A 22323-nucleotide genomic window follows, 5' to 3' on the forward strand; every position below is an offset into this window, starting at 1 on the left:
GTAATACCGCACTGAAATAAATAAGCCATAAAGCACTGAGTTATTCGCTATAAAAAAACCCAGCTCCGCCATTCGGCAGAACCGGGTTTTCAGCAATCGTTGCGCGTTAAATCAGATTACATCTGGATCAGATGTTTGATTTTCACGTCCGGATTGGTGTCGGCGGCGTAATCAACGCCGTTCAGGCCGAAGCCGAACAGGCGCATGAATTCGCTTTTGTAACCTGCGAAATCAGTCAGTTCAGCGATGTTATCGTTGGTGACTTCGTCCCACAGTTTACCGACTTCTTCCTGCACTTCTGGCGCGATCTCTTTCAGGTCAGCGCGCAGACGGCCTTCGTTGTCCAGCAGCGGAGAAGCGCCGTACAGGCTCTCTTTGTACAAGCCGTAAACCTGCTCGATACACCCTTCGTGGGTGCCCTTCTCTTTCATCACTTTGAACAGCAAGGATAGGTACAGCGGCATCACAGGAATGGCAGAACTCGCCTGAGTGACAACGGCTTTCAGAACGGAAACGCGTGCGTCGCCGTGCTGTTCTGACAGTGAGCTGCGGATATCCAGAACACGTTTGTCCAGATCCTTTTTCGCTTCGCCGATAGAACCGTTCCAGTAGATGTCCTGCGTCACTTCTTCACCCAGGTAGGTGAAGGCCGTGGTTTTCGCGCCATCCGCCAGCACACCGGCTGCTTTCAGGTCTTCAATCCACATCTGCCAGTCTTCTCCACCCATCACCGCAACAGTCCCGGCGATTTCTTCCGGCGTTGCAGGTTCGAGCGTGGTTTCGTTAATGGTTTCTTTATCGGTGTTGATGCCACGGATAGTCACTTGCTTACCGATTGGCTTCAGGGTGGAGTTGAACACTTCACCGGTTTTCGGATGGGTACGGCGTGGCGCTGCCAGGCTGTAAACCACCAGATCAACCTGACCGAGATCCTGTTTAATCAGTTCGATGGTTTTCTGTTTTACTTCATCAGAGAACGCGTCGCCGTTGATGCTTTTAGCATACAGGCCTTTTGCTTCAGCGAATTCTTCGAATGCGGCAGAGTTGTACCAGCCCGCAGTGGCGGTTTTAGATTCATCGCCCGGACGTTCGAAGAAGATGCCCAGCGTGGCAGCGTCAGAACCGAAAGCAGCGGAGATGCGGGCAGCGAGGCCGTAACCGGTGGAGGCACCGATCACCAGGACTTTTTTCGGGCCGCCGTCGATTTTACCCTGTGCGGTCACGTAATCGATTTGTTCTTTAACGTTCGCCTTGCAACCTTCCGGATGGGCAGTAACACAGATAAAGCCACGAATGCGTGGTTTGATAATCATATAGACCTCATTGTTGCAACTGTCTCAGTAAATTGGCCGATAGAATATAGGTTTGCGCCGTTTCAGGCAAAACCTGCTGCTTTATCCCATCGTAAACAGACTTCTCTTAAGTGAAAACTGATTCAATTTTACCCGAATGGATAAAAAAACCACCGGACTATCCTCTGTGAGCAAGTGTAATCCAGTTCACGTCCCACTCCTGCGTGCTGTTCAGTATTTTCCGAAATTTCAGCATCCGGCGTGCCACAAACCACTCATTTTCCCTTTTTCCTACCAAAATCCTCAACATGCGTTACGTTTAATAGTTGTGTGATCTGCATCACACTCCATAACGACAATAATGAAATACAGGGAGCACTTGTGACTGACAAACTCAAAGACGGACAGGAAAGCGAGGCGAAGAAAACGCCGCAGCCGACCGAACCGCTTGTAAAAGTAATAGCGTTCATCGCCACCCTCGGTGGTTTGCTTTTTGGCTACGACACAGGGGTGATCGCGGGCGCGCTGCTGTTTATGAAGCACGACCTTCACCTGACCTCGGTGACCACCGGGATGGTCACCAGCTTTCTGATACTGGGTTCCGCCATAGGAGCCATCTGCGCCGGACGTGTCGCTGACCGGTTTGGCCGAAAGAAAATCATCCTCGTAATGGCGCTGATATTCATGCTCGGCTCGCTGGGTTGTGCGCTGGCACCGAACGTCGTGCTGATGATTATCTTCCGCTTCATTCTCGGGCTGGCCGTCGGCGGCGCAGCGGCGATTGTGCCGATTTATATCGCCGAAATTGTGCCGTCTAACCGTCGCTGGCAGTTTGTAACCTTGCAGGAACTGATGATTGTTTCCGGCCAGCTGATTGCATACACCAGTAATGCGGCGATTAACGAAGTCTGGGGCGGCGAAACGACGTGGCGCTGGATGCTCGGCGTGGCATGCGTTCCGGCGGTGATTTTGTGGGTAGGCATGTTATTTCTGCCTGACACACCGCGCTGGTACGCCATGCATGGCCGCTACCGCGAGGCGCGTGACGTGCTGGAACGCACCCGTAAAGCGGGCAAAGTCGAGAAAGAACTGAGCGAAATCCGCAGTTCCATGAGTTCTAAAAGTGAGAAACACTCACGCCGCCAGAAGACCATTTCCGTGTGGATGAAGCGGCTGGTCGCGCTGGGGATCGGGATCGCGATGCTTCAGCAACTGTCGGGCGTGAACACGATTATGTTCTACGCGCCGACGATGTTGCAGGCCACCGGGCTGAGCACCAATGCGTCGCTCATGGCGACCATCGCGAACGGCGTAATTTCGGTGATCATGACGTTCGTGGGGATCATGCTGCTGAGCCGTTTCGGACGGCGTCCGCTCTTGCTCACCGGGCAAATTGGTTGCACCTGTACGCTGCTTGCCATCGGGCTGGTGACCTGGCTGATGCCGGAAACGGTCAACGGCCATCCTGATGCGGTGCGAAGTTATCTGGTGCTCGGCGGGATGCTGATTTTCCTGTGCTTCCAGCAGGGCGCGCTGTCGCCGGTCACCTGGTTGTTGCTGTCGGAAATGTTCCCGATGCGCATCCGCGGTATGGCGAACGGCGTCTCGGTATTTGCCATGCAGATGACGAACTTCTCCATCGCGTTTATGTTTCCGATCATGCTCGAAAGCATCGGGCTGACCTGGTCCTTCTTCACGTTCGCCGCCATCGGCGTGGCGGGCGGGATATTCGCGGTGATTTTCGCCCCGGAAACCCAGGGTAAAACGCTGGAACAGATCGAGAAACACTTCAAAAAGCATTTACAGGATGACCCGGCGCCAGAGCAGGCAGGCGTTTAATCAGGTTTACCGGTGCAGGGACGCGCCTTTCACTCAAACCTCACGCATATTAAAACGGTGCTTCCGGCATACCGGGCACCGTTTTTCATCTGCTGACCATGCCGTAAACGGGCGGCGGCATGTCGTACACACCGCGCTCGTTGTTTCCAAAATTTCTAAACCCGCCGCGATATCTTTCTCCACGCCGATCGCTTTTTCGAAGCACAGGGTTTCGCAGTTGCCGCAACCCGTGCATTTTTCCGCGTTCAGCGTAAAAGACGTGTTGCTGATATGAATCGCTGATTCGGGACAAACCCGCGCACAAGCGCCGCACAACGAGCACTTTTCGCGATCCAGCACGATGCGATATTCAGTGACCTGCGGGAAGCTGGCGCGTCTTGCCCTGCCGCCCGGTGTAACGTAGCCGATCTGGTGGGAATCGTCTTTAATCCGCAGCCAGTGACGGCGCGATCCCTGCTGAGTGTCTTCAGAAGGCGGCTGTAGATTCCACAGCGGTTCACCGGTTTTTTTCAGCCAGATATTCAGCGCGGCAACCGCCATAAGCCAGCCGGAATGCGCACCGGTCTCCATCTCGACGCCGCGTATCTGGTGTTGCACGTGCCACATCAGCAGTTCGTTAACTGACGGCGCGCTCAGGCTCAGCGGCATCGTCAGACAGCCGTCGCGGTAAGCACGTTCCGGCGGCGTAATGCCTTCAATCGCACCGGCCGGACAGGCAAAAAGACAGGCCCCGCAGGCTGTACAGCCTGCGGTTTCTATTTCAATCTTTCCGTTGTTTACCTTTATGACGCCCGCGCCACAGACATCCACGCAGGCCTGACAAGGGTTGAGGGGAAGCTGGTTACGAACGCAGGCCCGTCCGGCACCGGCTTCGGGCGGACGGGCATCGAGCGAAAACAATTTCATTATTGAATACTGAAAAAGTTAAAGCGCAGCATCACTTCGGCAATAAGGATTAGCACCACGCCCGCCAGCAACCGCAGGCGGCTGAACCGCTGCGTGTGCAGAGACAATGCCGTAACGCACACACCTGCAATCAGTAACGCCCAGGCCGCAAAACGCGTGACCGCCATCTGCCCGTAAGCTTCCAGGGGCTGATGCGGGAACGTGATGAGATCCGCGCCGCCCAGGCTCGCCAGATAGTTGCCGTAAACCGGCTGAACCAGCAGGCGCAAAACGGTGATCGCGATCAGCACGCCAATCGACATCACCGCCAGCCTGCGCACCGTTCCCCACGCCAGCATCGGACGCGCCGCCAGTGTCCACATTCCGCTGACCGCGCCGAGGGTCAGCGCGGTGCCGCCAAACATCACGTAGGTGTTGAAGTGCATCCACGTGACAACGGAAGCGTGAACGTAAATCGCGCTCATGCAGAAGATATCCACCGCGCCCATCGCAACGGCAATCACCATTAACAGCGCGATCACCCGTTTGGTCAGAAGCGCAATCAGCGTCGCCAATCCCAGCGCCGCCAGATACGCACTGGCAAACACGATTTCACGGCTCAGCCACGAACTGCTGAAATGGCTCAGTGCATGCAACGCGTTGAGCGGATACCCGAGATGCGCGGTGGACGCGATAAGCCCTAGCGCACCGGCAATAAACGCCGTCAGCATGGCGGGCAGCGCAAGACGATGCTTTTCTCTGGCGCTCAGTTTGTCCGCGCCGGAAATCAGGATCAGCGTGGTGAACAGCGTGATGCCGACGGAACTCTGGATCAGCAGAGTGAAAATAATAAGTGGCCATTCGTGCATGATTATTTACCTCCCTTTTCAGCGCCCTGATGCGGTTTGATGACCAGACTGGGCTGCGTCAGCGTGGACTCCGGCAAACCCTGAACGTCGCACAGGTCGCCGTATTGCGCGCGTAACTCGTCAATTGGCCCGAATTTGATCGCGCCCAGCGGACAGGTCGCGACGCAAACCGGTTGTTCTCCGGCGGCTTGCAGATCGACGCAAAAATCGCATTTCGACATCTGGCCGGTTTCCTGATTTAACTGCGGTGCGCCGTACGGACACGACCACGCGCAGTAGCCGCAGCCGACACATTTGTCGGTATTGACGCGCACAATGCCGTCGCCAGGACGTTTGTGCATGGCGGTAGTCGGGCAGTTTTTGGTGCAGATCGGGTCTTTGCAGTGGTTGCAGGAAATCGACAGCGTGTAGGCGTAGACGTTGTTGTAAACGCCACCCTGCCCGGTGGGTACGAATCCGCCGCCTTTCACTTCGTAAATACGGCGGAAACGGCGGCCCACTTCCAGATTGTTTTTATCCTTGCAGGCAACCTGACAGGCCTTGCAGCCAGAACAACGGGAAGAGTCGATAAAGAAACCCAGCTGGCGGTCACTGACCGGCGCGTAATCTATAAATTGGATCATGCTTTAACAACCTCCACCAGCATGGTTTGATGAGAATTCCCTTTTGCGAGCGCGGTAATGCGCGCCGAACTGAGCACGTTGGCGCAACCGCCACGGTCAACGCCGTTTTCGTCCGGCTGCCACCACGCGCCCGCCTGTAAAGCCACCACACCGGGCATGATGCGCTGCGTCACTTCCGCCGGGATCAGCGTCACGCCGCGATCGTTGTGAATGCGCACGCTGTCGCCCTGCGCAATGCCACGCTGCATGGCATCAGCCGGGTTGATCCACAGTTTTTGCTCCTAGACTTCTTTCAGCCACGGGTTGGCGTACTGCGTCGAGTTCGCGCGGTTTTTACCTTTCCAGGTGATCAGCTGCAACGGGAAGCGGGCAGAAAGTTCATCTTCCGGGCCTTCGTGCGCCGGAACGTAATGCGACAACGCCGGGATTTCCGGGTGCTGCATGTCGTAAAGACGCTTTGAGAAAATCTCGATTTTGCCGGAAGGCGTCGGGAACGGATTGTTTTGCGGATCGCGGATATTCGCTTCGAATGCGATATGCGGTTTGTCTTTAAAAAGATAACGGCGGGTGATCAGCAACTCGTCAAAGGTCGGCAGTTTCTCCTCCGGCATCGATTCACGGGTTTTCTCCCAGATGCTGACGATCCAGTCTTTTTCCGTACGTCCGAGACTGAACTCTTTTTCAACGCCTAGTTTGCCCGCGACTTCCCGTAACCAGTCGTAGTCGGTACGGCTTTCAAACTGCGGCTCTATCAGCTTTTCAGAAAGGATCAGGTAGTTACCGGTTCCCCACGACTCGCCGATATTCCAGCGTTCCATAAAACTGGTTTCCGGCAGTAGCAGATCGGCATACTTCGCGCTGGGCGTGAGGAACAGGTCGCTGGCCACAATAAATTCAATTTTGGAATCATCTTCGAGAACCTTGACGGCCTGATGGATATCCGGGTTCTGGTTTGCCAGATAATTCCCCGCCAGCGAAAACAGGATGCGGATATTGCTGTCCAGTTTGTCGCCTCCGGTCAGCCCGTCCGCTGGCGTGATTTTACTGGCGTCATCCGCCGCCTGCACCCAGTTCATCACCGAGATTTTCTTCGATACCGGATTGTCCGGCATTTCCACGCCGGCGGTGAATTTACGGCTGCTGTCACCGCCATAACCGCCTGCCCAGCCGCCTTTCACGCCGACATTTCCGGTGATCGTCGCCAGTAATGTCGAACCTCGCGCAGTGCGTTCGCCGCAGTTGTGACGCTGCGGGCCCCAGCCCTGGATCAGCGCCGCCGGTTTGGTGGTGGCGTAATCACGCGCCAGCTGGCGGATGGTTTGCGCAGGCACATGCGTGATTTTTCCACCCATTCCGGCGTCTTTTTCACGCCGTCTTTCGCGCCGGTCAGGTACGCCACCAGCGACTCATTGGCCGGAACGCCTTCTGGCATCGAACGTTCGTCAAAACCCAGGGTGTAACGCTCAACAAACGCTTTATCATGCAGGTTCTCCGTGATGATGACGTACATCATCGCGTCCATCAGCGCATTGTCGGTGGAGGGGAGCAGCGGGATCCACTGATCCGCCAGAGAAGCCGCCGTATCCGAATAGCGCGGATCCACCACGATAAACCGGGTGCCGTTCTGTTTCATTTTCTGAAAATAGTGGTTGGTATGCCCGAATATGGTCTCGTTCGGGTTATGTCCCCACAAAATCACCAGCGGCGTGTCCGCCAGCGTATCCAGCGTATTGCCGCTGGCTGCCGCGCCATAGGTGTAAGGCGTCGCCGCCGCCGTATTGCCCATACTCACCGAGTGATAAGTATTGAGATAGCCGCCGGTCTGGTTCAGCAACCGGCGCACCATGGTATCGCCGGAGAACGGGCTGCCGCTGACCGCCGTGCCGACGTGAACATAGCGCGATTCCGGGCCATATTTTTCCGTGATGCGTTTGAGATTAACCGCAATCAGCGTCGTGGCTTCGTCCCAGCTGATCCGCTCGAATTTGCCTTCGCCGCGCTTGCCGACGCGCTTCATCGGGTATTTCAGCCGGTCAGGGTGATAGACAAACTTCCGGTAACTGCGTCCGCGCACGCAGGCGCGCATGATGGGCATTTCCGGGTCAAGATCGGCATCCGGACGGGTGGAAATGCGGGTAACGACGCCTTCCTGAACATGGGCGCGGATATCACATTTGCCGCCACAGTCGAATGAACTACAGGTAGGAACGATTTTTTCCGGTGAGGAGGGGAATTCCTGAGAGGCGACGGAGATTTTCCCGCCTGCATGTGCAAATTTAAAGCCGATCAGAGGAAGTGCAGCCACCATGCCGCTGAGTTTGACAAAATCCCGGCGGTTGACGCCTGAGGGATCCTTACAATCTTCATTATTTTTCATAACATTAGCTCGCAAAAGAAAAAATCATCTCATGCTTAAGTCAAATTTTTCCTTGTGTGATATCAACGCGCACGCAGGTGGCCTCTCCTTTCGGGGTATACGCCCATTATTTTTTAATTTCATAAGGTTATGTATTAATTACCGTGATGTATCGCACATTACTCATCACCCGGAATAGGTATCAAACTTCGGAGTATTTCTGCCCATCACATTTGATGCATCATGTTGTATAATCGGCTTCCACGAATTCTTCCTTAATCCGGGTGCGCGCACTCTATTGCTACGGTGAACTTTGAATTATCCCATCAGCTCAATTAACCACGCCTATCTGGGCAGCAGCGTCTACGCCACCTTGCGCGAAGCCCTGATTACCGGCCGCCTGAAACCCAATGACCGCCTGCGGATCCGCGAACTTGCGGAACAGGTCGGCACCAGCGTGACGCCGGTGCGTGATGCGATTTTGCAGCTGGCAAAAGAGCAGGCACTGGAAATGCGCACACCGAAAGATATTCGTGTTCCGCAGCTGGATGAACAGCAGTATCAGGAAATCCGCACGTTGCGTTTAGATCTCGAAGGTCTCGGGGCGGAAAAAGCGGCGCAGACAGTCACCGAATATGAGTTACAGCGCATCGCACAGAACATTGAAAACAACCGCAAAGCCATCAGCAGTGAAGATTTGCCGGAGGCGCTGCGCCTCAACAGTGAATTTCATCTGATGCTGGCCGAAAGCGCGCGCATGCCGCTGCTGAGTAATTTCATCGACAGTTTATGGATGCGCACTGGCCCGCTGATTGCGCAGGCGTACGCACATTTTTCCGAGCGGATGGCGATCGAACATCATGAAGAAATTTTGCGTGCACTGCGCAAAGGCGACAGCGCAACGGCAAGAAAAGCCATTCAGGAAGACATTCTCGACGGCAGCCAGAAGATGGTCGAATTCCTGGCCGCCAGCCGGGAAAGGTGATTTTAGAGCGGGATATCTGCGAGTACGCCCGCCAGCGTTTCCAGCAACAGCGTGGCGTGTTCGGGCTGAAAGACCAACGGCGGGCGAATTTTCAGGACGTTCGCCGCCGGGCCGGTAGCGCTGATCAGGATCTGCTTGTGCCGCATCTGGTTAACGACAAATGCTGCCAGCTCAGGCGCGGGCGTGTTGTGCTGATCGCTCACCAGTTCCACGCCGATAAACAAACCGTCACCGCGCACATCGCCGATCACCGGATAACGCGCCGCCAGTTTCAGCAGCCCTTCCCGCAGAATTTCCCCCGTCCGTTGCGCGTTTTGTTGCAGCTTTTCACGGCGTAAAACCTGCAAAACCGCATGCGCCGCACGGCACGAAACCGGATTGCCGCCGAAGGTGTTGAAATAACGCTGACGACGGCCAAATTCCGCGAACAGTTCCGGCCTGCCAACCAGCCCGGCGACCGGATGGCCGTTGCCCATCGGTTTACCCAGACTCACCAGATCCGGCATCACGCCGTAACGGGCAAAGCCCCAGCGCTGGCTGCCGGTACGGCCAAAACCGGGCTGCACTTCGTCGGCGATAAATAATCCGCCCGCCGCACGCACCCGCGCCACCGCGCGTTGCATTTCGGCCTGTTCAGGGCTGAAAACGCCGTCGCTGGAGAAAATAGTGTCCAGCAGCAGCGCAGCCGGTTTTACACCAGCCTGTTTCATTTCTTCCAGCGCCCGTTCCACGCCATCGGCGAAAGCGCCCTTGCGGCGGAAAGTATCCGGCGCATCAATCAGCCAGACATTTTTGCCCTGCTCAAAACCGTCACCGAGTGAAGGCGAAAGTCCGGCCAGTGCGCTGGTGACGCCATGATACGCCCAGCGCGTGACCAGAACGCCCTGCCCGCCGGTGATTTGCCGCGCCACGCGCAGCGCCAGATCGTTGGCTTCGCTGCCGGTGCAGGTCATGGTGAGATTGCGCAGTTCCGGCGGAAATTCCGTCAGAAAATCTTCAGCAAACTCTACGATGGCGTCATTAAGATACCGCGTGTGCGTGTTGAGCTGCGCCGCCTGCGTGGCAATCGCTTCGACAACGGCCGGGTGGCAATGCCCCACGGACGCCACGTTGTTGTAAGCATCCAGATAGCGACGCCCTTCGCTGTCGTACAGCCAGACGCCTTCGCCGCGCACGACGTGCAGCGGTTCCTGATAAAACAGACGATAACCGCCGCCCAGCCACTGCTGGCGGCCTTCCAGAACCTGTTGCTGAGTCAGCATTTTTGCTCCCTATACGGCCATTCAGACGTACAAGACTGACTGAAAATCTCGCCAGTCTGCGAAAACGACAGCGTCATCAGACGCGATAAGCTGCCCCACGCGTGCGCCTGATTACGCAAAATATAGTCACGATTTTGCGGATATAACACGGCGCGGTGCTGGGCGATCAGCAGACTCAGCGCAAGACGCGAGGCCACCAGTTCAGGCAAAACGTGTTGTTCTGCCTCGCTCAACGGCTGACGGGCGGTGTACGCCGCAATCATCGGGCGACAATACTGGAAGAGATTTTCGCCCTGGCTGTCGAGCTGATACGCCAGCGCCGTTGCCAGTTCGTTGATCAGCGGCGCACGCAGCGCATCACCAAAATCGATAATCCCCGCCAGACGCTGCGGGTCTGCGCTTTTTACCAGCACATTGTGCGCGTTCAAATCGTTGTGGATCACCTGCTTGCGCAAAAAGCGGCTGGCGGGCACCACTTTTTGCTGATGGATATCCAGCACGCGGCTGATGGTGTGGCGCTGCTCCGGGTCAGTCAGATGCGGGATCCAGCCTTCGAGGCGTGACATATCGCTGATGTCCCACAATAAATCCCGTTTTGCGCCGGGATGTTCAAAATCGCTGAGCGCAATGTCGAGACGCGCCAGCGTATCGCCAAGTTCGCGCATCAGTGTCTGAGATCGTGGAACCTGAAATTGCGCAGTGCCCGGAAGATAACTGACGGCGCGTAAAGTCAGGTTCTGCCCGGCGACGCTGACCTGCGGCGTCAGTTCGCCGCTGCGGCTTTTCTGCAAACGCGGAACCGGCAGATGGCTGTCGCGCCGGGCAAGATGACTGAGAATGGCGGTCTGAAAATCGACTTCTTCCGGCACTTCCGCCGGATTCACAAACCGCAGCATGTAAGCGCGGCCTGAAAGCGTGGTCAGGCAAAAATTGCTGTCGCGCTCTCCGCCCAAAACCTGCGCGGAACCTTCCAGCCCGTAGATTTGCGCGGCGATGTTTTCGGCCTGCAACGGGCTGACGCGCGGCACTTCGGTAGTCAGCAGTGACGGTGTTTCAGACATGCTGACCGCCGTTTACGTGGATCTCCGCGCCGTTCACATAAGACGCGCCCGACGTGCAGAGGAAATAAATCAGCGACGCCACTTCTTCGGCTTTGCCCAGACGCTGTAACGGCACGCTGCGCTCGACGATTTCCTGCGTGCCCGGCGACAGAATGGCGGTATCGATTTCCCCCGGCGCAATCGCATTAACCCGCACGCCGTGCGGGCCAAACTCATGCGCCATTTCGCGGGTCAGCGTGGAAAGTGCGGCTTTGGAACAGGCATACGCCACGCCCGCAAACGGATGCACTTTGCTGCCCGCAATCGACGTAACGTTGATGATGCTGCCCTGCGCGGCCTTAAGTTCATCAAATAATCCGGTCGCCAGAATCGCCGTCGAGAACAGGTTGACGTTGAACACCTGCAACCAGGTGGCGTAATCGCTGCCGAGCACGCCCATGCGCCCGCCCGCCGGCGTTTTTGGCGAAATCCCGGCGTTATCTACCAGCGCATCGAGCCGTCCGCCGAGGCGCTCTTTAATCATCGGCAACGCTTTTTGCACGCTGTCGATGTCTTCCAGGTCCAGATGAATATGGTTAAGAAAACCTTCTGCCCACGGACATTCATCCACCCAGTTCTGACGCGACGCGGTGAAAATCCGCCATCCTGCAGCATAAAAATGTTTCACCGTTGCGTGACCGATACCGCGGCTTGCCCCGGTCAGCAGTAACGTTTTTTTCTCTGTCATGATGAAGGTCCTTGTCGTTTTGATATTTGATGCATCAGGAATAATCAAAAAAAGAGGACCTGTAAAGTCCTCTGAGTCATTTATGTTTAATGTGCGGCGAAAGAATGGCGCAGGCGTTCGCCCCGGCGGCGCAGCAGTTCCATCACCAGCAGCAAAATCAGCGATGCGCCAACCATCAGCGACGCCGCAGCGGCAATCGTCGGGTCAAGGTTTTCGCGGATACCGGCGAACATCTGGATCGGCAACGTGCGCTGACGCGGGCTGGCGAGGAATAATGTCACAACCACTTCGTCAAACGAGGCCGCAAACGCAAACAGCGCACCGGAAAATACGCCGGGTGCAATCAGCGGCAGCGTCACTTTGCGAAATACACGCCACGGCGAAGCGCCCAAACTGGCGGCGGCGCGCGATAAATTACGGTCGTAGTTCTTGAGGATTGCGGTAACCGTAATCACCACAAAAGGCACGCCGAGCAGCGCGTGCGCCAGCACCAGCCCCAGATAACTGTTGAGCAGGGAAACGCGGGCAAAGAAGAAGAACATTCCGACGGCGATGATCACCACCGGCGCAATCATTGGCGAAATCAGAATTGCCATCACCAGAGATTTGCCGCGAAACTCCCCGCGCACTAATCCGACAGAGGCCAGAACACCCAATACGGTGGCCAGGATCGTCGCCAGCGGCGCAATCAGCAGGCTGTTTCCCAGCGAACTCAGCCATTCATCCGAGTGGAAGAACGTGTGATACCAGCGCAGCGAAAAACCGGTCAGCGGATAACTCAGAAACGAGCCGGAATTAAACGACAGCGGCACAATGATCAGCACCGGCACAATCAGAAACAGCAAGATTGCCGCGCTGTAGAAGTTGAAACACCAGCGCCACAACCGCAAAATCAGCGCCCCTTTTTGTTTCATACTGTGTTTCATGGTCAGGCCCCTTTAGTTCGCAGCCACTTCGGCTTTGGTGCGCGTCACGCGGATATAAACGATATAAAGCAGCACAACAATCACCAGCAACTGGCTCCCGAGCGCCGCCGCCATTCCCCAGTTCATCGTGGTATTAGTGAAGAACGCCACAAAATAACTGACCATCTGATCGCCCGGCCCGCCGAGCAGCGCGGGCGTAATGTAGTAACCAATTGCCATCATGAATACCAGCAGCGCACCCGCCGTGACCCCGGCATAGGTCTGCGGCACATACACCCGCCAGAACGCGGAGAAAGGATGCGCGCCGAGTGAAATCGCCGCGCGAACATAGTTCGGCGAAATACTTTTCATCACGGCATATAAAGGAAGAACAATGAACGGCAGCATGATGTGCGTCATCGAGATGTAAACGCCGAGACGGTTGAACACCATTACCAGCGGATGATCGATGATGCCGGTGGAAAGCAGCGCGCGGTTGATCAGACCACCGGATTGCAGCAAAACAATCCAGCTGGCGGTGCGGACAATCAGCGATGTCCAGAACGGCAGTAACACCAAAATCATCAATAGATTGGCGCGACCGGCCGGTTGTTTCGCCAGCCAGTACGCCAGCGGATAACCGAGTGCAACGCAGCACAGCGTGACGACCAGCGCCATCCACAAGGTGCGAAGAAGAACGTTAACATACAGCGCCTGATCCGGCGGCAGCGCAGTAATTTTGCCGGTATCGACGTCAACTTTGCGGTCAAACGCAGCCAGCAGGTAATAGGAAGTCAGCGGTTTCGCCGCGCGCTGCAACGTCTGCCAGGTGCTCATTTCGCCCCACAGCGGCATGCTCTGGATCAGCGCCTCTTTGACCGGCGCGGTACCTTCGGGCACATGGCGTAATGTGCCGGTGATCAGGCTCCGGTAGCGGTTATCCTCATAGCTCAGACGTTTGGCGATAGTCGCCATCTGCCCGCTGTTGCGGGCGTTGCGCAGATCCGTCACCAGCGCGGAAAACGTCGCTTCATCCGGCACAGTTTTGCCTTCCCAATGCGCAAGCTGCGCCACGGTTTCCGGCAGGGTTTCGCCAAGCTCCGGGTTGGTCACGCTCTTACCCAAAATGGACGCAATCGGGAACAGGAAGCTGACAATCACAAATAACAAAAGTGGCGCAATCAGCAACAAAGAACGTCGCGTATACGCCGCTTCTACTTTGCGCAGGCGCTGACGCAGCGTCGGCCCTGAAGCGGCGTCGTCCGGCACCGGTGTCGTCAGCATTTCGGTCTGGCTCATAATTTTCTCCCGCTGCGGGTTCTGATTTCTTTTTTCACAGGTGCTGAGCACAAAATCATTCGGTCTGAATCAAGGCGGCAAGTGAGCAAGTCCCCGGGAGCACACAAAAGACTGTGACCGGGGTTCGTGAGCGAAGCCAAAGCAGAGTCAGACCGAAGGATGACGGGTATTTACTTAGCAGCCCAGGCGTTGAAGCGCTGTTCCAGATCTTCGCCATGCTCAATCCAGAAGTTAGTATCTACCTGCAAAGCGCCTGCCAGGTTTTTCTCGGCAGTTGGCAAGTTCTGCGCATATTTAGGGTCAATCATGCCGGTGACTGATTTTTCAGTCGGCCCATAGGGGATGGTTTCGGCGAAGACTTTCTGGTTTTCAGGTTTGTTGGCGAAAGCGATGAACTGTTCGGCCAGATCTTTATGTTTGGACCCTTTCACGATAGCCCAGCTGTCGAGGTCATACAGGCTGTTGTCCCAGACCATTTTGAAGTCATGACCTTCACCCTGCGCGGCGCTCACGCGGCCGTTGTAGGCAGAAGTCATCACAACGTCCCCGGACACCAGCCACTGAAGCGGTTGCGCGCCGGATTCCCACCACTGAATGTTCGGTTTGATTTGATCAAGTTTTTTGAAGGCACGTTCCACACCGGCTGGCGTGGCGAGCACTTTATAGATGTCTTCACGCTTCACGCCATCGGCCAGTAAGGCGATTTCCAGCGTGAATTTGGCGCTTTTACGCAGCGCACGTTTGCCCGGAAAATCTTTTACATTCCAGAAATCAGCCCAGCTGGTCGGCGCTTTTTTCAGTTTGCTGGCGTCATACGTCAGCACAGTTGACCACAGGAAAATGCCCGCACCACACTCGGTTACCGCGCCCGGCACGTACTGCGTTTTGTCGCCCAGTTTGCTCCAGTCCAGCGGTTCAAACAGCCCTTCATCACAGCCACGGATCAGTTCGGGGCTTTCGACTTCCACCACGTCCCAGCCTACCTGTTTGGTTTCTACCATGGCGCGGATACGGGCCATTTCACCGTTGTATTCGCCCGGCTCGATCGTGCCTTTACCGGCTGCTGCGAAAGGTTTGTAAAACGCTTTGTCCTGAGCGTCTTTGTTCAGACCGCCGAAAGAGATCACTGTCAGAGATTCAGCCTGAGCCTGAAACACCAACCCGGCGAGAAGAGTGGTAAGGGCAATTTTTTTAAACATGCTGTGACTCCTGGGTTAACTAAAAAAGTAAGGAAAGCGCTAAGGTAACGGCATTATTAAAAACATGATGCATCATATTTTATAACGAAGCATAAACCATGCCATTACTGTTGAGTCCGTCCGCCACGCCGTAAATGACGGGCGGACAGGTTTTGCAGAGGCGTTATGTGATTTTTTTGTGCCTCATGACCACTCAGTTTCTTTTTATTAATGAACCTTGCACAGCTGACGTGCATTTCTGCACCCTATCGGGACGTTGTGCTTCAGAATTACTCACCCAGTTCGATGCACAGATATTTCATTTCCAGATAGTCGTCCATACCGTGGCGGGACCCCTCCCTCCCCAGACCGGACTGTTTAATACCGCCGAACGGCGCGACTTCGTTGGAAATCAGACCGGTATTGATGCCCACCATGCCGTATTCCAGGGCTTCCGGTACCCGCCACTGGCGCGCAGCGTCACGCGTGAAGAGATAAGCAGCCAGCCCGAATTCGGTATCGTTCGCCATCGCCACCACCTGCGCTTCATCGGTAAAACTGAAAACCGGCGCGACCGGCCCGAAGGTTTCTTCGCGCGCAAATTTCATCGCAGATGTCACACCGCCGACCACGGTAGGCTGGAAGAACGTGCCGCCCAGCGCGTGCGGCTCGCCGCCGGTCAATATTGTTGCCCCGTGTGAGAGCGCATCGTCGATATGCTCACGCACTTTGCTGACGGCTGCGTCGTCGATCAGCGGCCCCTGCGTGACGCCGGTTTGAGAACCCTCGCCCACTTTCAGTTTTTCCACTTCTTCTACCAGCCGTTTCACCAGCGCCGGGTAAATCCCCTGCTGGACATAAATCCGGTTAGCGCAGACGCAGGTTTGCCCGCTGTTGCGAAACTTCGAAGCCATAATACCGGCCACGGCGCGCTCGAGATTGGCGTCATCGAACACGATAAACGGCGCGTTACCGCCCAGTTCGAGAGAGAGTTTTTTCACCGTCGGCGCACTTTGCGCCATCAGGATGCGCCCGACTTCAGTGGATCCGGTAAAGCTCAGTTTGCGAACCACCGGACTCGCGCACAGCACTTTGCCGACTTTTTGCGCGGAACCGGTGATCACCTGCAATACCCCCCGCCGGAATGCCCGCTTCGACCGCCAGTTGCCCGAGCGCTAAAGCGCTGAACGGCGTTTGTTCTGCGGGTTTCACGATCATCGCGCAACCTGCGGCCAGCGCCGGTGCGGCTTTACGGGTGATCATCGCCGCCGGGAAATTCCAGGGGGTGATGGCCGCGCAAACGCCAACCGGTTGCTTCAGAACCAGCATGCGTTGTGACGCCTGAACCGGTGCCAGCACGCTGCCTTCCACGCGTTTCGCCTCTTCGGCAAACCATTCGATAAACGATGCGGCATAAACAATTTCGCCTTTTGCCTCCGTCAGCGGTTTACCCTGTTCAGCGGTCAGCAACGCAGCCAGGTCGTCCGCATTTTCGAGCATCAGTTGCGCCCATTTCTGCATCAGCGCGGCACGTTGTTTGGCAGTTTTTTCCCGCCAGACCGCCTGCGCCTGTTCGGCGTAAGCAATAACCTGCGCCGTTTGCGCGGTGGTGATCTGCGGTACGCTGCCGATTACCGCGCCCGTTGCCGGGTTGACGACGTCCTCGCGTTCGCCATTTTCGCTGTCGGCCCATTCACCGTTGATCAGGCATTGCTGGCGCAGGAGTTCAGTATGTTTGAGTTGCATAGCGTTCCTCAGTCAGCCAGCACACGGGACAAAATAGCCAGTGCGTCTTTGAACTGCGCATCAGGAATGGTCAGCGGATACAGGAAACGGATCACGTTGCCATGGACGCCGCAGCTCAGCATCAGCAATCCGGCATCCAGCGCTTTACGCAGATACTGTTTTGTCAGTTCTGCCGACGGTTTGCCTGTCGCCGGATCGTTGAATTCTGCCGCGACCATGGAACCGCGCGCACGCACATCAACCAGCGCCGGGCATTTCGCTTTTGCTTTTTCCAGCGTTTCAACCAATTCCGCACCCAGACGGCTCGCGCGTTCGCAGAGTTTTTCTTCTTCGATGATTTTGAGAACCGCCAGCGCCGACGCCACCGCCAGCGGGTTGCCCGCGTAAGTGCCGCCCAGACCGCCCGGTTCCGGCGCATCCATCAGTTCAGCGCGACCGGTCACGCCTGAAATCGGGATCCCGCCGCCCAGGCTTTTCGCCATGGTGACTAAATCCGGCCGGGAATCCGGGTAGTAATCAGATGCAAACATTTTACCGGTACGCGCAAAGCCGCTCTGCACTTCATCCGCAATCAGCACGATGCCGTGACGGTCGCAGATGTCGCGCAGGCCTTTCACAAAATCTTCCGGCGCAATATTAAAACCGCCCTCGCCCTGAATCGGTTCGTAAAGAATGGCGGCAACCTGCTGCGGACTGATATCACTGCGGAAAATTCGTTCGATGCTTTCCAGCGCCATTTCGGTGCTGATGCCGTGTTGCGCATTCGGGTACTGACCGTGGAATACTGATGCCGGGAATGGACCGAAACCCACTTTGTATGGCACGACTTTTCCGGTCAGCGCCATGGTCAGTAAGGTGCGGCCGTGGAATGCACCGGAGAAAGTGATAATGCCGGGGCGACCGGTGGCAGCGCGGGCAATTTTCACCGCGTTTTCTACCGCTTCGGCACCGGTACTGAAGAAGGTGGTTTTCGCATTTCCTGTCACCGGAGCGATTTCGTTGATGCATTCGGCCAACGTGACAAAGCTTGCATAAGGCACAATCTGGTAGGCGGTGTGCGTGAAAAGGTCGAGCTGTTTGCGGATCGCTTCGACAATTTTCGGATGGCGGTGACCGGTATTGAGCACGGCGATCCCGGCGGTGAAATCGATATATTCCCGACCCTGCTCATCCCACAACGTTGCGTTTTCCGCCTTCGCTGCATAGAAATCACACATGACGCCGACACCACGCGGTGTCGCTTCTTTACGGCGTTTTTCCAGTTCGCTGTGACTCATCTTTCGCTCCTGCCTGAGGGTTATGTTTTGGAGATTGCCGGTTGCAAGGTGAACAATTTGTCGAAATAGCAATCTGTCCTTGTTTTTTATCCTGTCAGCGGTTCTATAATCCAGAACCAGTTTTAATTATTTTGAGGATCCACTTTTGCGCTCACTGCTCTCTGACCTCATTTTTCAGCGTCTCACCGGGCTTTCTGAATCTTCCGGAGGCACGCTGAACAGGCGCGTTTATCAGGCATTACAACAGGCTATCTTTGACGGCAGCATCAGCCCCGGCAGCCGTTTACCTGCATCCCGGGACCTGGCCAAAGAACTGGATATTTCGCGCAATACGGTGCTGGCGGTCTACGAGCAATTGCAGGCTGAGGGCTACATTCAGACGCGTACCGGAAGTGGTACCTTCGTCACATCCGATTTACCGGAAGACGGCGTAATCGCCGACAAAAACACCACACGCTGTGCCCCGCTCCGCAGCCATGTTTCACTTTCCAAACGCGGTTCAAATTTGCTGACGCGCACCGGCGTGGCGTCGCACCAGTGGGGCGCGTTTATGCCGGGCGTACCGGATGTCACAAAGTTTCCTCATGACATCTGGCGCAAGCTGCAAAACCGCCTGAGCCGCCGTCTGCATCCGGAATATCTCACCTATTCGCGCCACGGTGGCTGCCCGGAACTTCAGCATGCGCTCGCTGATTATCTGCGTATTGCACGCTCGGTGGACTGCACCGCCGACCAGATCCTCATCACCGCCGGTACGCATCAGGCTCTGGATTTACTGGCAAAAATGCTTTGCGATCCGGGCGATGTCGCCTGGATTGAAGAACCCAGCTACTGGGGCATTCGCAATGTACTAACCATCAACGGCGTGGATATTCAGCCAATTCCTGTGGATGAAAACGGTATGGATCCGCCTGAAAATCCACCAGAAAGCCGCGCACCTAAACTGATATGCGTGACACCGTCACATCACTATCCGCTGGGTGCGGTAATGAGTCTGGCGCGCAGACAAAAAATTCTCGCGATGGCCAGCCAGCAAGGCAGCTGGGTGGTTGAAGATGATTACGACAGCGAATTTCGTTATTCCGGCAGTCCGATCCCCGCGTTGCAAGGCCTGAGCAGTGATGCACCTGTGATTTATATCGGGACGTTCAGCAAAACGCTGTACCCGGCGATGCGAATCAGTTACGTCGTTTTGCCGCGCCCTCTGGCTTCGCGCCTCAAGATTGCACATTCCGAGTTGTACCGGGCGGGTAACGGACTGACGCAACATACGCTGGCGGAATTTATACGCGAAGGTCATTACGCGGCGCATATCCGCCGGATGCGGCTGATTTACGGCAAGCGGCGTAATGTGCTGACGAAGCTGATTGAGCAGGAGCTCGGGCCGGAGTTTTTAAGCGAAAACAGCAATGCCGGTTTGCATCTGATTTTGTCGTTGCCGGATTCGATTGATGACGTAGCGCTGAGCGCTGAGCTGGAGCAAAAGCGTGTGCTGACCCGCCCGCTTTCCGCTTATTACCTGCGTCCGGCCCCGCGGCGCGGGCTTTTGCTCGGTTATGGTGGTGTTTCGGAGGAAGAAATTGTGCCCGCGTTTGGGCATATCGTGGATTGTTTACGGCGCAGGCTGCAATCTTGTAGTGCGCAGGAGGCGATGATTGAGATCACCGAAACGGAAGCTGACGACTTGCCTGATCCTGCGTAATCCCTCTTTCATATTGCTAGCAATAAGCAGAAAACTTTTAAAAATAGCAATAAAATTCATAAGCCTGCGAGATTTCTCTCAGGCTCGTTTTTTGTGGTTTTTTGCTAAAAAATGCTTGTTAGCGTTTCGGACGGGTGGTAAAGATTTTTAATAACGCCACACAAACACTCCTTCTGAGGATGTTTTATGCATGATTTGTGCCGGGTTGCGTCATCCACTTTCCAGTATTTTTCTTCGCGGAGTACCTGTTATGAGAACGTATGTCAGCTTCAAAAATATCAAGAAGAGCTATGACGGCGATAAACTGGTCGTTAAAAACCTCAATCTTGATGTCCATGAGGGTGAGTTTTTGACGCTGCTTGGCCCGTCAGGTTCCGGCAAGACAACCAGCCTGATGATGCTTGCAGGGTTTGAAACGCCGACTCAGGGAGAAATTCTGCTACGCGATAAACCTTTGCATAATTTGCCTCCGCATCAGCGTGATATCGGGATGGTTTTCCAGAATTACGCCTTGTTCCCGCACATGACGGTGGCCGAAAATCTGGCGTTTCCGCTGACGATACGTCGTCTTAACAAGACGGATATCAAGGAGAAAGTTGACCGTATTCTGGATATGGTCAAACTTAAACCGCTGGCAGATCGCTATCCGGCGCAAATGTCCGGCGGGCAACAGCAGCGTGTCGCCCTCGCCCGCGCTCTGGTGTTCGAACCGAAATTGGTGTTGATGGATGAACCGCTCGGGGCGCTGGATAAACAACTGCGCGAACATATGCAAATGGAAATCAAGCAATTGCACCAGATGCTGGATCTGACGATTGTCTATGTGACACACGATCAAAGCGAAGCGATGACTATGTCTGACCGCGTTGCGGTATTTAACGACGGCGTTATCCAGCAGATGGCCAGCCCGAGTGTGATTTATGAAAAACCGGATAATGCGTTTGTTGCACAGTTCATCGGAGAAAATAACAGTCTGCTGGCAACCAATACGGCAGCCGAAGGTGATTTTTATCGCGCATCTCTCGATGACGGCACAATTCTTCGCGCCGTTAAAATTCGCCCGAGTTCACCCGGTAAGAAAATTTTGCTCTCAATCCGCCCCGAGCGGATCAGTATCAACAATCCTCAGCCGGGTATGGAACAGGTCAAAGCGCGGATTAAACAGTTCATCTATCTGGGCGACCATGTCCGTATGATGACTGAAGTTGCTGGTCAGGATAATTTCATGATTAAGCTTTCTGCCGCACACATGAGTCCGGATTGGAAAGCCGGATCAGAAGTTCTGCTTTCCTGGTTGCCCGAACACCTGCGCGCACTGGATGTGGTAACTCATTAATTCTGCCTTTAAAATCTCTGAATCTTACAATCCTGAAATCCCGAGATATTATAATCTTGGGATTTGTTTTTTCCTGCATCTTGTCATCTTGTCATCTTGTCATCTTGTCATCTTGTCATCTTGTCATCTTGTCATCTTGTCATCACAAGATAAATCCCAGAATCTTATAATCACAACATCCTTCAGGCCTGTATTTCATAATCATTAAATCACACCATCCTAAAATCCCGGCATCCCAACATCCGTCACAGGCCGTGACAATCCTGAGATTTTAAGATTCCGTAATCTTATTCAATCTATAAATCCCAGAATCCTTGAATCTTAATATTCTGGATTCATTATCTCCATAATCATGGAATCTTTGAATCCCAGCGCGTCACGATAATCCAATAATCCCGTGATTTATTATGGATATCCTGTAATCTCAAAATCCTAGTGGAAATCATTGAATCCTGACATCCTCTGAAGGCTGATTAGACACAGCTCCACCTCGTGTTGATAAATAATTGATTTTATTAAAATGATTATGGAATCACAGAATCCGAAACAGTATCATGTAATCCTGAGATTCACTCTACATCCCAGGATTACGTGATACACATAGTAAGTTAAGTCCATTGAGCACTCATCAACGTGTAATCTTATACTCCTGTAATCCTCTTTAAGATTACGGAAGCATGTCATCCTGGAATCCTGTTGTGCCGTACATACCTGTTTGCTCTTCTATTGATAATTAATGATTCAAAGATTACTTAATCCCGTAATCCTACGATTTATATCTGCACATCTCAGAATTTTGTAATCTCAGGCGTGCAAGAATCATTTAATCCTGTAATCATAAGATACATATCTGGCATCACATGCTTCTGAAATCCAAAGATGCACAAATCCCTGAATACAGGAATCATCAGATGGTGAGATGGTGAGATGGTGAGATGGTGAGATGGTGAGATGGTGAGATGGTGAGATGGTGAGATGGTG

Annotated in this window: 16 protein-coding genes and 2 pseudogenes; 4 read left to right on the forward strand and 14 right to left on the reverse strand. The window is 54.7% G+C overall.

Annotated features, from left to right (window positions below; all coding sequences use genetic code 11):
- Nucleotides 1–116: 116 nt before the first annotated feature.
- Complete coding sequence (gene fabV, locus J8X26_RS22145) at nt 117–1313, reverse strand: enoyl-ACP reductase FabV (RefSeq protein WP_152326696.1); 1197 nt, start codon at nt 1311–1313, stop codon at nt 117–119.
- A gap of 345 nt (nt 1314–1658) precedes the next feature.
- On the opposite strand from fabV, the gene J8X26_RS22150 reads away from it, so the two are divergent.
- Nucleotides 1659–3131: a sugar porter family MFS transporter gene (locus tag J8X26_RS22150; RefSeq protein WP_208951984.1), complete on the forward strand. Its 1473-nt coding sequence runs from the start codon at nt 1659–1661 to the stop codon at nt 3129–3131.
- Nucleotides 3132–3164: 33 nt separating this feature from the next.
- Here J8X26_RS22150 and J8X26_RS22155 read toward each other — a convergent pair whose 3' ends face one another.
- From J8X26_RS22155 to J8X26_RS22170, 4 genes and pseudogenes are all read right to left on the reverse strand, one after another.
- Nucleotides 3165–4037, reverse strand: coding sequence for a 4Fe-4S binding protein (locus J8X26_RS22155; RefSeq protein ID WP_208951975.1), 873 nt, complete (start codon nt 4035–4037; stop codon nt 3165–3167).
- The gene (locus J8X26_RS22160; RefSeq protein ID WP_208951976.1) at nt 4037–4885 is read right to left on the reverse strand and encodes a DmsC/YnfH family molybdoenzyme membrane anchor subunit; all 849 of its coding nucleotides are present in this window, start codon (nt 4883–4885) and stop codon (nt 4037–4039) included. The genes J8X26_RS22155 and J8X26_RS22160 overlap by 1 nt, the downstream gene beginning before the upstream one ends.
- A 2-nt stretch (nt 4886–4887) precedes the next feature.
- Nucleotides 4888–5508 carry a DMSO/selenate family reductase complex B subunit gene (locus tag J8X26_RS22165; RefSeq protein WP_208951977.1) on the reverse strand — a complete coding sequence of 207 codons (621 nt, stop codon included), beginning with the start codon at nt 5506–5508 and terminating at the stop codon, nt 4888–4890.
- Nucleotides 5505–7885, reverse strand: a pseudogene (locus J8X26_RS22170) (DMSO/selenate family reductase complex A subunit). The gene J8X26_RS22165 and the pseudogene J8X26_RS22170 overlap by 4 nt, the downstream one beginning before the upstream one ends.
- Before the next feature lie 292 nt (nt 7886–8177).
- On the opposite strand from J8X26_RS22170, the gene J8X26_RS22175 reads away from it, so the two are divergent.
- A complete protein-coding gene (locus J8X26_RS22175; RefSeq protein WP_101078088.1) occupies nt 8178–8849 on the forward strand; it encodes a GntR family transcriptional regulator in 672 nt (223 codons plus the stop codon).
- A gap of 2 nt (nt 8850–8851) precedes the next feature.
- On the opposite strand, the gene J8X26_RS22180 is transcribed toward J8X26_RS22175, so the two are convergent.
- From J8X26_RS22180 to J8X26_RS22215, 8 genes and pseudogenes are all read right to left on the reverse strand, one after another.
- Nucleotides 8852–10111 (reverse strand): aspartate aminotransferase family protein, encoded by a 1260-nt coding sequence (locus tag J8X26_RS22180; RefSeq protein ID WP_208951978.1) that lies wholly within the window; start codon nt 10109–10111, stop codon nt 8852–8854.
- A complete protein-coding gene (locus tag J8X26_RS22185) occupies nt 10105–11172 on the reverse strand; it encodes a phosphotransferase (protein WP_208951979.1) in 1068 nt (355 codons plus the stop codon). Before J8X26_RS22185 ends, J8X26_RS22180 begins: the two co-directional genes overlap by 7 nt.
- The gene (locus J8X26_RS22190; protein ID WP_152326703.1) at nt 11165–11899 is read right to left on the reverse strand and encodes an SDR family NAD(P)-dependent oxidoreductase; all 735 of its coding nucleotides are present in this window, start codon (nt 11897–11899) and stop codon (nt 11165–11167) included. Before J8X26_RS22190 ends, J8X26_RS22185 begins: the two co-directional genes overlap by 8 nt.
- 86 nt (nt 11900–11985) lie before the next feature.
- Nucleotides 11986–12825, reverse strand: a complete 840-nt coding sequence (locus J8X26_RS22195; RefSeq protein ID WP_371819750.1) for an ABC transporter permease — start codon at nt 12823–12825, stop codon at nt 11986–11988.
- A gap of 12 nt (nt 12826–12837) precedes the next feature.
- Entirely contained in the window at nt 12838–14103 is a 1266-nt protein-coding gene (locus J8X26_RS22200) for an ABC transporter permease (protein ID WP_165059899.1), read from the reverse strand.
- 170 nt (nt 14104–14273) lie between these two features.
- Nucleotides 14274–15302: an ABC transporter substrate-binding protein gene (locus tag J8X26_RS22205; RefSeq protein WP_165059897.1), complete on the reverse strand. Its 1029-nt coding sequence runs from the start codon at nt 15300–15302 to the stop codon at nt 14274–14276.
- Nucleotides 15303–15571: 269 nt separating this feature from the next.
- A pseudogene (locus tag J8X26_RS22210) lies at nt 15572–17027 on the reverse strand (NAD-dependent succinate-semialdehyde dehydrogenase).
- 8 nt (nt 17028–17035) lie between these two features.
- Entirely contained in the window at nt 17036–18304 is a 1269-nt protein-coding gene (locus J8X26_RS22215; protein WP_208951980.1) for a 4-aminobutyrate--2-oxoglutarate transaminase, read from the reverse strand.
- 145 nt (nt 18305–18449) lie between these two features.
- On the opposite strand from J8X26_RS22215, the gene J8X26_RS22220 reads away from it, so the two are divergent.
- Complete coding sequence (locus J8X26_RS22220) at nt 18450–20006, forward strand: PLP-dependent aminotransferase family protein (RefSeq protein ID WP_244370794.1); 1557 nt, start codon at nt 18450–18452, stop codon at nt 20004–20006.
- Nucleotides 20007–20256: 250 nt separating this feature from the next.
- Nucleotides 20257–21342, forward strand: coding sequence for an ABC transporter ATP-binding protein (locus J8X26_RS22225; RefSeq protein ID WP_208951981.1), 1086 nt, complete (start codon nt 20257–20259; stop codon nt 21340–21342).
- Between the two features lie 788 nt (nt 21343–22130).
- On the opposite strand, the gene J8X26_RS22230 is transcribed toward J8X26_RS22225, so the two are convergent.
- Nucleotides 22131–22323, reverse strand: a 193-nt coding sequence (locus J8X26_RS22230; protein ID WP_208951982.1) for a hypothetical protein, incomplete at its 5' end; no start/stop codon positions are given.

Source organism: Rahnella sp. ChDrAdgB13 (assembly GCF_017655185.1).
GTDB lineage: Bacteria > Pseudomonadota > Gammaproteobacteria > Enterobacterales > Enterobacteriaceae > Rahnella > Rahnella contaminans.

Excerpts from the sequence above, each read along its gene's own strand:
- J8X26_RS22165 (WP_208951977.1), bottom strand. The coding sequence starts at position 5,508 with ATGATCCAATTTATAGATTACGCGCCGGTCAGTGACCGCCAGCTGGGT.
- J8X26_RS22195 (WP_371819750.1), bottom strand. The coding sequence starts at position 12,825 with ATGAAACACAGTATGAAACAAAAAGGGGCGCTGATTTTGCGGTTGTGG.
- J8X26_RS22200 (WP_165059899.1), bottom strand. The coding sequence starts at position 14,103 with ATGAGCCAGACCGAAATGCTGACGACACCGGTGCCGGACGACGCCGCT.
- J8X26_RS22190 (WP_152326703.1), bottom strand. The coding sequence starts at position 11,899 with ATGACAGAGAAAAAAACGTTACTGCTGACCGGGGCAAGCCGCGGTATC.
- J8X26_RS22155 (WP_208951975.1), bottom strand. The coding sequence starts at position 4,037 with ATGAAATTGTTTTCGCTCGATGCCCGTCCGCCCGAAGCCGGTGCCGGA.
- fabV (WP_152326696.1), bottom strand. The coding sequence starts at position 1,313 with ATGATTATCAAACCACGCATTCGTGGCTTTATCTGTGTTACTGCCCAT.
- J8X26_RS22215 (WP_208951980.1), bottom strand. The coding sequence starts at position 18,304 with ATGAGTCACAGCGAACTGGAAAAACGCCGTAAAGAAGCGACACCGCGT.
- J8X26_RS22185 (WP_208951979.1), bottom strand. The coding sequence starts at position 11,172 with ATGTCTGAAACACCGTCACTGCTGACTACCGAAGTGCCGCGCGTCAGC.
- J8X26_RS22225 (WP_208951981.1), top strand. The coding sequence starts at position 20,257 with ATGAGAACGTATGTCAGCTTCAAAAATATCAAGAAGAGCTATGACGGC.
- J8X26_RS22180 (WP_208951978.1), bottom strand. The coding sequence starts at position 10,111 with ATGCTGACTCAGCAACAGGTTCTGGAAGGCCGCCAGCAGTGGCTGGGC.
- J8X26_RS22205 (WP_165059897.1), bottom strand. The coding sequence starts at position 15,302 with ATGTTTAAAAAAATTGCCCTTACCACTCTTCTCGCCGGGTTGGTGTTT.
- J8X26_RS22160 (WP_208951976.1), bottom strand. The coding sequence starts at position 4,885 with ATGCACGAATGGCCACTTATTATTTTCACTCTGCTGATCCAGAGTTCC.